The organism is Bacillus thuringiensis (genome assembly GCF_001182785.1).
Lineage (GTDB): Bacteria > Bacillota > Bacilli > Bacillales > Bacillaceae_G > Bacillus_A > Bacillus_A thuringiensis_S.
The window spans coordinates 585,065-599,304 of sequence record NZ_CP012099.1; the positions used below are offsets into that span (position 1 = coordinate 585,065).

A 14,240-nucleotide genomic window follows, 5' to 3' on the forward strand; every position below is an offset into this window, starting at 1 on the left:
TTTTTGTTATTTATTTTCATCTAAGAATAAGACCATATGCTCTTCGTCCCAATATTGTCCATTATATTTTAATGAACGTTCTTGTACACCGAATGTTTTAAAACCTAATGATTCATAAAGTTTTTTTGCTCCATCGTTGCCAACAACAACATCAAGCATAACTTGTTCTACTTCTAAAGATTTAGCAAGTTCAAGACATTCTTTAATAAGTGCTTTTCCTGCTCCAAGTCCGCGTGCTTTTGGAGACACATATACAGAACCGATTTTAGCTTTATGTTCCTGTTTTACATATGGTTTCGTTTCCAGCGTTGCAACTCCGATTAATTGTCCATCTTTAAATGCACCTAGCGTATAGTTTTCATCTTGTGCTAATTTTTGTGCTTTATATTCAATCGCACACTCTTTATTAATAATATCTTCATAAGAAGAGCTGAAAGCTTCAGGGTTTTGCTTTAATCCTTCTACACGAAGTTCTAAGTAAATTTCCGCTTCGTCTTTTGTTAATACATGGATATCCAATTATATCACCCTCCAAATCTTTGCAAATGTACCTTTATTTTATATTGAAATAAGAATAATTTCAAAAGCTTAGCTTATATGAGCTGATTTTATGAACAAAATAACACCAGTAGTGTTTACTACTACTGGTGTTTTCACACACATATTATTCAAAAGGTAGCTCAATTATAAAGTTTGTTCCTACACTTAATTTGCTTGTTACTAGAATGGAACCGTTATGCAATTCCACAATTTCTTTTGCAACAGCTAGCCCGATGCCTTTTCCACCTGTAGCTCGTGTTCTAGATTTATCGACACGATAAAAACGGTCAAAAATATGCGGGATATCTTCTTCAGGAATACCTTCACCTTCATCTTGTACACTTATTGTAAAAGAATCTGTTTCCGTGAGTACACGTATCATAATAGACGTGTTTTCTGGCGAATGTTGATAAGCGTTGTGTAATAAATTTAACATAACTTGTTCCATACGCCTTTCATCTATGCAAACTTCTAAATCATCTTTGCAATATACATCAAGTTGCATTTGCTTATTTGTTAATGTTGTTTTTGTTTTTTCTACCATTCGTTCTAAAAATGGCTGAAGAAGTACTTTTTGTTTTTTTATAACAAATTGGTGTTGTTCTAATTGTACAAGCATAAATAAATCTTGGACGAGATCGGTTACACTATCCGTTTCATCCTCAATGATTTGTAAGTATTCTTCTCGCTCCTCTTTTGTTAAAGAGTCTCTCTTTGCTACCTTCGCATAACCTTTCATATAGGTCAATGGAGTTAATAGTTCATGAGCGACACTAGCGAGAAATTCATTGCGCTCTTTTTTCATATACGTAAGTTCACTCGATAAATCTTCAATTGTTTTTGCTAAGCTTCCAAGTTCATCATTCCGTTTAATACCTAATTGAATTGGCCTATTTAATTTTGACATTTTTTCTGTTGCCTTCTTCATTTTTATAAGCGGTTCAGTAATAACACGAGAAAAAACAAAGACAGAAATAGTCGTTAAAATAATCGTCAAAATACTAATGATAAGAAATTGATGCAGTAGTTTAAGTAACATCTTTTCTAAGAAAGACGTCTTTAATAACATATATAAATTACCTTGAAATCCTTGAATTTCAAGTGGACTTACTGTTGAAATGAATTTTGATTTTTTCCAGTTTCTTTCTACAATTAACCCGCTATTTGGGATAAGTTCTGTTTTACAAGTAAGTTGTTTTTTCATTTCTTTCGTTACGGGTTCGGAGTTAGAAATAATTTTGCCGTTATTGTCAGTTATAACGATTGTTATATCAGTATTAGCAATTAATTCGGAACCGATTAAATCTTCAGCCGCATGTTCGATAGTGAAATCCTGATACCGAGGATGTTTAGGACGTTCTGTGTATTGCTGTTGTTTAGAATATTCATTCCATCTTGCACGGTTTACAATCTTATCACGATACCGATTACCTTTCTCTAATAGAGCATCGGTTTCTTCTTTCACACGCATTGTTGATATGCTTTTATAAAAAGATACGAAAGCAATTGTTTCAATACATAAAGCTAATATTAAAAAGTATGTCCCAATTTTAAGGGAAAGTTTACTCATTTTCTCACCATACCTTATTCATAATAAAGAGTCAGTGGTATACGATTTCCCACTGACCGAAGTAATTATTCACTTTTCCATTTATATCCGACTTTATAGACCGTTTCTAAGTAATCTTCAATTGGAAATCCTTTTTTGCGTAGTTTATCACGGATATTACGAATGTGTGAATCAATGGTTCTATATTCGATATCTGTTTCATAACCCCAAATTTTCTCGATTAAATCATCTCGGCTATAAGCACGGTTTGTATTTTGCAAAAATAGCCCGAGTAACGAAAATTCGATAGGTGTCAATGAGATTTTTTCATCATAAACTGTGACAGTATGTTTCGTTTTATCCCACTCAATACCATTGAAACTAACAAAGCCATCTTTTTTTGTACGGCGTAATATAGCCTCGATTCGTGCGACTAATACATGCTCATCAAATGGTTTTGTAATATAGTCATCTGCCCCCATAGTAAGGCCTTTCACCATATCGTAGTTTTGGTTGCGAGCTGTTAACATAATGATAGGAACGTTGGAAATTTGACGAATTTGATAGCAAGTATCCCATCCATCCATATTAGGCATCATAACATCTAATAAAATAATATCGAATTCTTTTTGTTCGATTAATTTTAGTGCTTCAAGGCCAGAGGTAGCTTTCATACAAAAATAGCCGCGAGGGCTTAAGAACAGATCTAATAATCGCAACATACGTTCTTCATCGTCTACTAATAAAATTTTTACCATAATCTTGTGCACCCCAAACTGTTCATTCTACTTGTATAGTTTACATGAAAATAATAAAAAACTCTTTTTATGTGATTGAATGGAGGGCTGATTTTTTCGCTCAGAGTAATTGACATAAAAAATGCACTAGTTTTGCACAACTATTTTTTATAATAGAAAACGTAGCGACACAAAATACCCTATGTTGCGACATAACGTCATGTCATTTTATTTATAAAATGACAATTCCATTCTATTGTGTATGTGAGATAGAGAGGGTTTTCGTATTCACCTCGCATCGGATAAGAAAAATTTCCTATCTCACACTTTTTTTAAAAGGAGATCATACACATGAATTCAAAAGAAGAAATTTCAAAAAAAGAAAAGCAAGATCGTAATACGGTTGTAATGTGTGTTGCCGTATCTATGGTTATTATTATAAGTTGCGTAAATAAAATTTTGGGGATTTTATAATATAAAAAAAGCTGATTGCTTCTTAAGAAGCAATCAGCTTTTTTCGTTGTTAGGGGGAGTGTTCATATAATAAACCAAGGTAAAATTGCTAATCCAGAAGTTATAATTGCTGTAGTAAATATTAAAAGCATAGCTCGTTTGTTTTGTTTCATGTCACATTCTCCTCTACATATCAAGTACATGCGATCAGTGTGAGAGGGGGTTCCACACTGAGTAAAGTTTCATTTTATATTTTTAGTATAATGAATGGTAAGGATTGGTACGATCGATAAAGGTGACATGAAGATTACATTGTTGTAATGAAAAAAAGCACCTTTCTTATTAAGAAAGATGCTTTTTGAAAACTACCCCGCTATTTGTGGGCAGTAACTCCCACCTTAAAATTCGGCGAATACGAGGGAGTTAGGTGGGGGATAACTGCCCGTAAAAGTCCGATTGGTTCAACTAATACTCAGCGAGGGGTGGAAAAATCTTCCGCTTAGTAAAGTTTCACTTTATATTGAAGTATTAATCATTTAAGAACAGAACCATATGTTCCTCGTCCCAATATTGACCGTTATGTTTTAATGAACGCTCTTGTACGCCGTAAGTTTGGAAACCTAATGACTCATATAGTTTTTTGGCACCAACGTTACCAACTACAACATCGAGCATGAGTTGTTCTACATGTAATTTATTGGCATTTTCAATAATTGCTTTAATTAGAGCTCGTCCTGCTCCGAGACCACGTGCTTTTGGAGAAACAAAAACGGAGCCAATTTTTGCTTTATGTTCTTGTTTAATAAATGGTTTTGTTTCTAAAGTAGCGATACCAATTAAATCATTATCTTTGAAGACACCTAGAGTATACTTATCCGGATTGCTTAATCGTTTAGCCATAGCAGCCACAGGATCTTCATGTTTAAGAACATCTTCATAAGAAGAGCTAAAAGCTTCCGGATTCTTCGTTAAACCTTCCATACAAACTTTTAAATATATTTCTGCGTCCTCTGTTGTTAATAAGCGAATTTCCATAGTTGTAACCTCCCTGGTGGATTTCAAATAAATCCATTACTTTTTATAAGATTGAGTATGTGTTTTTTGTTAGTATTCTCTTTTAATTTGTAAAAGAATGAAAAGATATATGCTACAATGTTTTGTTTTAATTGTGTAATGAAATTATATATTAACTTTATTAACTATTCAAGTGTTTAATATATTACATTTTTATAACTAAAATAACTCCTCAATTGAGGAGTTATTTTTTAAACATTGGATTGATAGCCATCAATTCGTATTGGATGTGTGTAAATATTACAAGATTCATTTCTAATAAACCCTACAACTGTAATGCCTAAATCATGTGCAAGCTGCAATGCCAGTTTTGTTGGAGCGGATTTAGATAGAACAATTTCACATCCGATTTTTGAAACTTTGAGTAAAATTTCAGATGAAATACGTCCGCTAAATGCGATGATTTTTCCTTTAATGGATATATCGTTACGCAAACAATGACCATATATTTTATCTAATGCATTATGTCTTCCAATATCCATTCTTGATAGGAGGATATTGTCTCGATCACATAGCGCGGTATTGTGAACACCGCCAGTTTGGCGAAATGTAGTAGAAGATTGTTGCAAGGTATTCATTAAGTGAAAGCATTCTTCAGGAGTAATTTTTACATGTATATCATGTAAGTCTTTTGCTTTTGCTGCGTCGTTTACGAAAATAAAACCTTGTCTACCTTTTCCGCAGCAAGAAGTGATGTATCGTTTATTATATAAAGTTTGATAGAGCGGATTCACTTTTGATGATTTTACATGGACAATTCCGTTATCCTTTTGAACCCATAGTTCTTCGACATCTTTATAGGAAGAAATAATCCCCTCAGAAATTAAAAAACCAATTACCATATCTTCAATATAATTTGGTGTGCATACGACTGTTACATATTCTTCACCATTCAATTTAATAGTAATAGGAGATTCTGTAACAATCTCATCAAGTTGTTTTGAAAATGTACCAGATTGATAGCGTACAACTGTATAAGTCTCTTGCGTAGGCCCCATATTTAATTCCCCTTTTATATGTATTTCTCTCCCACATTTATCATAAAACAATGGGAAAAATAAAAACACCTATTAGCAAGAAGATCACAGATTATTTTGGTTATTATTGTATATGTACGATATAATAGAACTGTAGAATAGTGATATTTTCAAGCTTTCGTAGTTATACCTTATAACATCTAGAATCGACTTCATAAGAAAGTATTTGGGTAGAGCGTTTCAAAAATATGTACAGTAATGCGATTTTGAAAACGGATTCATAATTGTGTTGTACAGTTGGTTGTAAGGAGAGGGGAAACTATGGCAGAACAGACAGTCCGTGTAACCGTCGATGGTAAAGAATTTTCTGCATCAGGTGAAAAGACGATACTACAATTATTTAACGAGAGTAATTTGGAACATCCTCAAATTTGTCATGTACCAGAAGTAGATCCAATTCAAACTTGTGATACGTGTATTGTAGAAGTAAATGGAAAGTTATTGCGTGCTTGTTCAACAAAATTAGAGAACGGTATGCATATCGAAAGACAGTCCCGGCGTGCAAAAGAGGCACAGACTGAGGCAATGGATCGAATATTAGAGAATCATTTATTGTATTGTACCGTTTGTGATAACAATAATGGTAACTGTAAAGTCCACAATACAGTACATATGATGGGGATTGAGGAACAGAAATATCCGTATGAGCCGAAAGTAAGTGCGTGTGAAGTGGATATGTCACATCCATTTTATCGATATGATCCAAATCAATGTATTGCTTGTGGGCAGTGTGTAGAAGTATGTCAAAACTTACAAGTGAATGAAACTATATCGATTGATTGGAGCTTAGACCGTCCACGTGTTATTTGGGACAATGGTGTAAGTATAAATGACTCGTCTTGTGTAAGTTGTGGACAGTGTGTAACAGTATGTCCATGTAATGCGTTAATGGAAAAAACAATGTTGGGTGAAGCTGGATTCATGACTGGATTGAAACCGGATGTGTTAGATCCGATGATTGATTTTGTAAAGGATGTAGAGCCTGGATATAGTAGTATTTTAGCAGTTTCAGAAGTAGAGGCTGCGATGCGTAAGACGAAAGTGAATAAAACAAAAACAGTTTGTACATTTTGTGGTGTAGGTTGTTCATTTGAAGTATGGACGAAAGACCGCCACATTTTGAAAGTACAGCCTGTTTCAGATGCGCCGGTTAACGGTATTTCCACATGTGTAAAAGGCAAATTTGGATGGGATTTTGTAAACAGTGAAGATCGAATTACAAAGCCATTAATTCGCCAAGGAGATATGTTTGTTGAAGCTTCATGGGAAGAGGCTCTTGAAGTTGTTGCATCCAATATGCAGCATATTAAATCAGAATATGGCAGTGATGCATTTGGGTTTATTTCCTCTTCGAAAGTAACGAATGAAGAAAATTATCTTATGCAAAAACTAGCCCGTCAAATATATGGAACGAATAATGTAGACAACTGTTCCCGTTATTGTCAATCTCCAGCAACAGATGGTTTATTTAAAACTGTCGGTATGGGCGGGGACGCTGGAACAGTGAAAGATATTGCGGAAGCCGGCCTTGTCATTATCGTTGGAGCAAATCCAACAGAAGGACATCCTGTACTTGCAACTCGTGTAAAACGTGCTCATAAATTACATGACCAAAAATTAATTGTGGCGGACCTTCGTAAACATGAAATGGCAGAGCGTGCGGATTTATTCATTCATCCGCGCCAAGGAACTGATTACGTATGGCTCGCTGGTATTACGAAATATATTATTGATCAAGATTGGCACGATAAAAAGTTCATAGCTGAAAATGTGAAGAATTTTGATGAATATAGCAAAATGGTAGAAAAGTATACGCTTGATTATACAGAAGAAATTACGGGGATTTCGAAAGAAAATCTGAAAGAAATGGCTCGTATGGTATATGAAGCAGATGGTACTTGTGTACTTTGGGGAATGGGTGTAACTCAAAATACTGGAGGAAGTACAACTTCAGCAGCAATTTCAAATCTATTGCTTGTTACGGGTAACTATCGTCGTCCTGGTGCAGGAGCATACCCATTACGCGGACATAATAACGTACAAGGTGCTTGTGATATGGCAACATTACCAAACTGGCTTCCAGGTTACCAAGCAGTTTCAGATGATGCGCTCCGTGCGAAATTTGAAACTGCATACGGTACTACAATTCCGAAAGCACCAGGGTTAAATAATATTGCAATGTTACTTGCGGCAGATGAAGGAAAACTGCGTGGTATGTATGTTATGGGTGAAGAAATGGCTTTAGTAGATTCGAATGCCAACCATGTACAACATATTTTAGCGAATTTAGATTTCCTTGTTGTTCAAGATATGTTCTTGTCGAAAACAGCTCGTTTTGCTGATGTTATTTTACCGGCAGCACCAAGCTTAGAAAAAGAGGGAACATTTACGAATACAGAGCGCCGTATTCAAAGATTATATGAAGTATTGAAGCCGCTTGGTGATTCAAAGCCAGACTGGTGGATTTTACAAAAAGTAGCTCGTGCACTTGGCGGGGACTGGAATTATGAAAGTCCAAGTGAAATCATGGATGAAATTGCATCGCTTGCACCTTTATATTCTCAGGCGACATACGATCGTTTAGAAGGATGGAATAGTTTATGTTGGGGTAGCCATGATGGTAGCGATACACCACTATTATATGTGGACGGATTTAACTTCCCAGATAAACTAGCTCGTCTATCATTAGATGAATGGGTACCACCAGTTGTAGCGCCAGATGAGTATGATTTACTTTTAAATAATGGTCGTATGTTAGAACATTTCCATGAAGGGAATATGACGAATAAATCGGCTGGTATTTTATCTAAAGTATCTGAAGTGTTCGTTGAAATCTCGCCTGAACTCGCCCTAGAGCGCAATGTGAAAGATGGTGGTCTTGTAGAATTAGCATCACCATTTGGGAAAATTAAAGTACAGGCACTTGTTACAGATCGTGTAACGGGGAAAGAGCTATATTTACCGATGCATGCAACGGTAAATGAAGAGGCAATCAATATTTTAACTGGAACGGCGACAGATCTTTATACGTGTACACCAGCGTACAAACAAACGATGGTAAAGATGCGTGTACTACGTGAAAAAGGGAATCGTCCGTTACCATCTTCAAACCCGAGAGATAAAAAGCGTAATCCGCAAAACGGTGTTGAAATCCAGCAAAAATGGCAAAGAAAACAATACGTATCACTTGTGGACTAGGGGGCGGAGATAGTGGCGAAAGAAATTACTGTAATTAAAAAGAAAGTTGTAACAGAGGAAGAACAGAAACAGCAAGTAGCAGATGAACTTCTAAATGAGCTATCTAATAATCGTGAAGCAGTAGAAGAAACGATGCAGCTTTTAGCACAGTTGCAGAAGGCTGGTATATTAGATGCGGTAATTAGTTTACTTGCTGCGAAGGAAGATGTTTCAAAAATCGCTGTGGAGCAATTAAATCGTGAACCCGTTAAAAATGCGTTAAACAATATGATGGGGGCAGGAGAAGCGTTATCTTCAGTTGACCCAGAAATAACGAAGCAAATTACGTCAAGTTTAGTTACAGGATTGCAATTTGCAACAGACGAATTAAATAGTGGTAAAAAAACAAAAGTGATGGATTTCTTTAAAGTATTAAAAGATCCAGATATCAATAGAGCTATTACATTCGGTTTTAGCTTCTTGAAAGCATTTGGACAAGGGTTAGAGAAAAAATAGAATAAATGAAAAAGTGATGGGAAGTAGCCATCACTTTTTTCATTATATGTATAAGAGTGTTCATGTTAAGCGGAATATATTATTATTAAAAAGATGGATTAGAACTGGAAATGTGGAATCCATCTCAAATACCGTTTTAGAATTTGGAGGAATATATGCAACACCGTAAAAAACTATCTATACCAGGAGTAATGAGACATTCCTTTCAAACAGTTAAATTTGCTTTTTGGAATGTATTAACTTTTCAACTTGCTTATAAATTATTAGCAGCGATTGTGTTTGTTCCACTATTTGGAATCATTTTTAATAAGTTATTGTATTTTGGTGGTTATGCAAATGCGACAAATGATGAATTATTAGCGTTTTTAAAGACGCCTTATGGCATCTTAGCAATCGTAATTTTGTCATTGTTAGCACTGTTTCTTATCTTTACAGAATTTGCGGTGCTTATTATTATTTCGTATTTCGCTCATAAAAGACAGAAGGTGAAATTACGTCCGATTTTATATAAAACGGTAACGTATTTACCTACTCTTTTCACATATTGCTTACCAGGATTTATTTTATATGCTGTCGTATTGTTGCCTCTTTTAAATATGGGATATGAAACGGCATTAATCCCGCAAATTCAAATTCCTAACTTTATTACAGGAGAACTGTTTAAGACAACGATGGGGCAAGTTGGTTATTACACGTTCTTTGCTGTAGTCGCGTATTTGAATCTTCGATGGATTTTCGTTCTACCTATTGTTGTTTTAGAGCAAAAATCATTTCGCGTGGCAGCACGTAAAAGTGCAAATTTAGTAAAGGAAAGCTTTTTTAAAGTACTACTCTTTTTAGTAGGATTTTTTATTTCAATTGGAATTGTATATGTCGTATTTTTGGGAATATATTTATTGTGCCTATGGGGTGTTTATGAATTTACAAACCCGAAAGGAACATTTGCATTATTAGCTGAATCAACGATTTCTGTATTTTTAACGAGTACGTTGTATTTATTTAGTTTTATCGTGACGCCATTTTATATTATGGCGATTACGCGATTATACTTACAAAAGGTACCGGTTGAAGATGTTTTATTAGAAGAAGGATTAGATTATTCGAAAACGAAAGCAGATAAATGTTTCTTCCAAAAACATCGCTGGAAATTTATTGGCGTATATATTGTGGGGATTATTACTGCCGGAATGGTTGTTGCCTTCATTGTAACGTTTATTTCAAATTCGTATAAAGAACCAATTATTATGGCGCACCGTGGGTATATATCAAAAGGCGTAGAAAATACGAAAGAAGCTGTGCAAGGTGCTATTGATGCAAAAGCAGACTACGCTGAAATAGATGTATTACAAACGAAAGACGGTGAACTAGCGGTTATACATGATTTGAAGCTGAAACGTCTCGCAAATGCAAATGTGCATGTGTCAGATTTAACGATGGCTGAGTTAAGGCAGCTTACCCTTAGTCAAGATGGACTTTCAGGACAAATAAGTACACTTGATGAAATCATTAAGCTAGCAAATGGCAAAATCAAACTTAATATAGAAGTGAAGCTTCATGGGGGCGAAAAAGACTTTGTAAACAAAGTCTTAAAAACGATTAAAGATAATGAATTTGAGAAGCAATGTGTAATTCAAACGTTACACTATCCGCTTATTAAAGAGTTTAAGCGTGCAAATCCAGATATAAAAGTAGGGTATATATTGTATGCAAGTAGAGCTAACTTAAAGAATGTGAAGGCTGACTTTTACGTAGCAGAAGAATATATGTTAAATAAGAAATTAGTAAAAGAAGCAAGGAAGTTAAACAAACCAATTTACGTATGGACAGTAAATGATATGGAAAATTTAAAGGCATATTATAAGTTAAACGTAGATGGTATCATAACTGATTACCCTGAAGATGCACGTGAAACAATTAAGATGTTAAAAGAGCAAGAAGCGGAAGAAAGTGATCTGTTTGATAAAATTACTGAAACGACAGATGATTTGTTTTTAAAATTATTTATAAGTTACCCAGCTGCTAGCTAAATGCTAGCAGCTGTTTTTTTGTGAAAAGAATATATCTCTAAAGTATTAAGTAAAGTAATAACTGTATATGTATACGTTATCACTTAGTTTTTTACATTGTTACATTATTGTCAAATAATAAATGATTACTGTTTATTTTGAAGAAGTATAATAAAAATTGAGTGAAAGATAATGGAATGTCACGAAACCCCTAATAGAATCAATGTTTTATATATTTACACTATTCTAAATATATAAACTTTAGAAAAATGATATGTTAGCGTTTTCATAACTTTTAAGTTATGCTAGAATAAGGACATAAGTTATTAATTATTACAAAAAGAAAAAAGAATCTCTTTTTTCTGTTAATTATAAGGGGGCATTTCATTATGCGTATTGGGGTACCAGCAGAAATTAAAAACAACGAAAACCGTGTGGCAATGACACCAGCAGGTGTTGTACATTTAATTCGTAACAATCACGAAGTATTCATTCAAAAGGGTGCAGGTTTAGGATCTGGTTTCACAGACGCTCAGTATGTTGAAGCGGGAGCAAAAATTGTTGATACAGCTGAAGAAGCTTGGAACATGGAAATGGTTATGAAAGTTAAAGAACCAATTGAAAGCGAATACAAACACTTCAGTGAAGGCTTAATCTTATTCACATACTTACACTTAGCTCCAGAGCCAGAATTAACAAAAGCGTTAATTGAGAAGAAAGTTGTTGCGATTGCATACGAAACAGTACAATTAGAAAACCGTTCTCTACCATTACTTGCACCTATGAGTGAAGTAGCTGGTCGTATGGCTGCACAAATTGGTGCGCAATTCCTTGAGAAAAACAAAGGCGGTAAAGGTATCTTACTTGCAGGTGTTCCAGGAGTTAAACGTGGTAAAGTAACAATCATCGGTGGTGGACAAGCTGGTACAAATGCTGCTAAAATTGCAGTTGGACTAGGTGCGGATGTAACAATCATCGACTTAAGTGCAGAACGTCTTCGTCAATTAGATGACATTTTCGGAAACCAAGTAAAAACTTTAATGTCTAATCCTTACAATATTGCAGAAGCTGTAAAAGAGTCTGATCTTGTAATCGGTGCAGTATTAATCCCAGGTGCAAAAGCGCCAAAACTTGTAACAGAAGAAATGATTAAATCAATGGAACCAGGTTCTGTTGTTGTAGATATCGCGATTGACCAAGGTGGTATTTTCGAAACAACTGACCGTATTACAACTCATGATAACCCAACTTACGAAAAACACGGCGTTGTTCATTATGCAGTTGCAAACATGCCAGGTGCGGTTCCACGTACATCAACTCTTGCATTAACAAACGTAACAGTACCATATGCAGTACAAATTGCTAACAAAGGCTACAAAGAAGCTTGCCTAGGCAACTCTGCATTACTAAAAGGTATTAACACATTAGATGGCTATGTAACATTTGAAGCAGTTGCAGAAGCTCACGGTGTAGAGTACAAAGGTGCTAAAGAATTATTAGAAGCAGAAACAGTATCTTGCTAATAGAAGCATTATACAAAACAAAATCGAACAATATATAATACAACATGATAAGAGCTAAGAGATAATACCTCTTAGCTCTTCTTAGTAAAAGGGGGCATACATCGTGGCCAACCTATTTAAAAAGAAATCCGTTACGCAATTGTTAGGGGAAAGTAAAAGTAAAACTTTGACGAAAACGCTAGGGGCATTTGACCTAACAATGCTAGGGATTGGTGCGATAATTGGTACAGGAGTTCTAGTATTAACTGGATTAGTAGCAGCAAGAGATGCTGGTCCAGCAGTTATTTTTTCATTTATGATTGCAGCAATTGTTTGTGGATTTGCAGCATTATGTTATGCAGAAGTTGCATCTACACTTCCTGTTTCAGGTAGTGTGTACACATATTCGTATGCAACAATTGGTGAGTTTGTTGCTCATTTAATGGGATGGACATTACTATCCGTATATGTCGTAACGACTGCCGCAGTAGCTGGCGGATGGACTGGTTATTTCAATAATTTAGTGAGTGGACTGGGACTTGAAATTCCGAAAGCGTTGCTAACAATTCCAGCGCAAGGTGGTATGGTAAACTTACCAGCAGTTATCGTTACGTTAGTGATAACTTGGTTATTATCACGAGGTACGAAAGAAAGTAAGCGTGTGAATAACATAATGGTATTAATTAAAATTGGTATTGTTGTTTTATTCATTGCAGTTGGTGTATTCTACGTGAAACCAGAAAACTGGATACCATTTGCACCTTACGGTTTAAGTGGAGTGTTCGCAGGGGGAGCAGCAGTATTCTTTGCTTTCTTAGGATTTGATGCATTAGCAACTTCTGCTGAAGAAGTAAAAAATCCGCAACGTGATCTACCAATTGGTATTATTGCTTCGTTAGTTATTTGTACAATCATTTATGTTGTAGTTTGTCTCGTTATGACAGGCATGGTTTCTTATAAGGAATTAGATGTACCTGAAGCTATGGCATATGTGTTAGAAGTTGTAGGACAAGATAAAGTGGCTGGTGTAATTGCTATTGGAGCTGTAATCGGTATTATGGCTGTAATTTTCGCTTACATTTATGCGACAACACGTGTATTCTTCGCAATGAGTCGTGACGGTTTATTACCAAAATCTTTTGCGAAAATTAACAAGAAGACTGAAGCGCCAACATTTTCAGTTTGGTTAACAGGAATTGGTAGTGCTTTAATTGCTGGATTTATCGATTTAAAAGAATTGTCGAATTTAGCGAATATTGGAGCGTTATTAACATTCGCCATGGTTGGTGTAACTGTTATCATTCTTCGTAAAACGCATCCGAAATTACAACGTGGATTTATGGTACCACTTGTACCGATCTTACCGATTATTTCAATTGCATGTTGTCTATTCTTAATGGTAAATTTACCGTTAACAACATGGATATACTTTGGTATTTGGTTAGCGATTGGAGTAGTTGTATACTTTGTTTATTCGAAAAAACATAGTCATTTAAAAGACGATGGAAGTTCGCAGGATAATTTAGATCAAGCTAATTAAAGGGATATAAAATAGTAAGCCTTGTGCGTCTAGGGAGCGCGCAAGGTTTTTCTTTTGGATAAAAAAGGAAAGAAAGGTAACTTTATCGAATTTTTATGTCGGAATATGA

At 35.1% G+C, this 14,240-nt stretch carries 11 protein-coding genes; 6 read left to right on the forward strand and 5 right to left on the reverse strand.

What is annotated here, in order from left to right; all coding sequences use genetic code 11:
• Positions 1 to 6 precede the first annotated feature (6 nt).
• The 3 genes from AC241_RS03035 to AC241_RS03045 all read right to left on the reverse strand — a co-directional run bounded on the left by AC241_RS03035 (position 7) and on the right by AC241_RS03045 (position 2,847).
• Complete coding sequence (locus AC241_RS03035; protein WP_000351216.1) at positions 7 to 519, reverse strand: GNAT family N-acetyltransferase; 513 nt, start codon at positions 517 to 519, stop codon at positions 7 to 9.
• A gap of 145 nt (positions 520 to 664) precedes the next feature.
• Entirely contained in the window at positions 665 to 2,110 is a 1,446-nt protein-coding gene (locus AC241_RS03040) for a HAMP domain-containing sensor histidine kinase (RefSeq protein ID WP_016083578.1), read from the reverse strand.
• Between the two features lie 65 nt (positions 2,111 to 2,175).
• Positions 2,176 to 2,847, reverse strand: a complete 672-nt coding sequence (locus tag AC241_RS03045; protein WP_000238956.1) for a response regulator transcription factor — start codon at positions 2,845 to 2,847, stop codon at positions 2,176 to 2,178.
• A gap of 330 nt (positions 2,848 to 3,177) precedes the next feature.
• On the opposite strand from AC241_RS03045, the gene AC241_RS35650 reads away from it, so the two are divergent.
• A complete protein-coding gene (locus AC241_RS35650) occupies positions 3,178 to 3,300 on the forward strand; it encodes a hypothetical protein (RefSeq protein ID WP_001085006.1) in 123 nt (40 codons plus the stop codon).
• Positions 3,301 to 3,807: 507 nt separating this feature from the next.
• Here the strand turns inward: AC241_RS35650 and AC241_RS03055 are convergent.
• Entirely contained in the window at positions 3,808 to 4,314 is a 507-nt protein-coding gene (locus tag AC241_RS03055) for a GNAT family N-acetyltransferase (protein WP_016083577.1), read from the reverse strand.
• Between the two features lie 230 nt (positions 4,315 to 4,544).
• Positions 4,545 to 5,351, reverse strand: coding sequence for a formate dehydrogenase accessory sulfurtransferase FdhD (gene fdhD / locus AC241_RS03060; RefSeq protein WP_029441534.1), 807 nt, complete (start codon positions 5,349 to 5,351; stop codon positions 4,545 to 4,547).
• A gap of 300 nt (positions 5,352 to 5,651) precedes the next feature.
• Here fdhD and fdhF point away from each other — a divergent pair, with 300 nt between their 5' ends.
• From fdhF to AC241_RS03085, 5 genes are all read left to right on the forward strand, one after another.
• On the forward strand, positions 5,652 to 8,588 hold the full coding sequence (fdhF, locus tag AC241_RS03065; RefSeq protein WP_043935534.1) for a formate dehydrogenase subunit alpha: 2,937 nt from the start codon (positions 5,652 to 5,654) through the stop codon (positions 8,586 to 8,588).
• 12 nt (positions 8,589 to 8,600) lie between these two features.
• Positions 8,601 to 9,083 (forward strand): helical membrane plugin domain-containing protein, encoded by a 483-nt coding sequence (locus AC241_RS03070; protein WP_050842536.1) that lies wholly within the window; start codon positions 8,601 to 8,603, stop codon positions 9,081 to 9,083.
• Between the two features lie 155 nt (positions 9,084 to 9,238).
• The gene (locus AC241_RS03075; protein WP_001164720.1) at positions 9,239 to 11,110 is read left to right on the forward strand and encodes a glycerophosphodiester phosphodiesterase; all 1,872 of its coding nucleotides are present in this window, start codon (positions 9,239 to 9,241) and stop codon (positions 11,108 to 11,110) included.
• Positions 11,111 to 11,478: 368 nt separating this feature from the next.
• Entirely contained in the window at positions 11,479 to 12,612 is a 1,134-nt protein-coding gene (gene ald, locus AC241_RS03080) for an alanine dehydrogenase (protein ID WP_001219741.1), read from the forward strand.
• A 103-nt stretch (positions 12,613 to 12,715) separates the two neighbouring features.
• Positions 12,716 to 14,131 (forward strand): amino acid permease, encoded by a 1,416-nt coding sequence (locus tag AC241_RS03085; protein ID WP_001284896.1) that lies wholly within the window; start codon positions 12,716 to 12,718, stop codon positions 14,129 to 14,131.
• Positions 14,132 to 14,240: the final 109 nt, after the last annotated feature.

Coding starts and splice junctions, on each gene's coding strand:
- AC241_RS03040 (WP_016083578.1), bottom strand. CDS start 2,110: ATGAGTAAACTTTCCCTTAAAATTGGGACATACTTTTTAATATTAGCT.
- AC241_RS03045 (WP_000238956.1), bottom strand. CDS start 2,847: ATGGTAAAAATTTTATTAGTAGACGATGAAGAACGTATGTTGCGATTA.
- AC241_RS35650 (WP_001085006.1), top strand. CDS start 3,178: ATGAATTCAAAAGAAGAAATTTCAAAAAAAGAAAAGCAAGATCGTAAT.
- AC241_RS03055 (WP_016083577.1), bottom strand. CDS start 4,314: ATGGAAATTCGCTTATTAACAACAGAGGACGCAGAAATATATTTAAAA.
- fdhD (WP_029441534.1), bottom strand. CDS start 5,351: ATGGGGCCTACGCAAGAGACTTATACAGTTGTACGCTATCAATCTGGT.
- fdhF (WP_043935534.1), top strand. CDS start 5,652: ATGGCAGAACAGACAGTCCGTGTAACCGTCGATGGTAAAGAATTTTCT.
- AC241_RS03075 (WP_001164720.1), top strand. CDS start 9,239: ATGCAACACCGTAAAAAACTATCTATACCAGGAGTAATGAGACATTCC.
- ald (WP_001219741.1), top strand. CDS start 11,479: ATGCGTATTGGGGTACCAGCAGAAATTAAAAACAACGAAAACCGTGTG.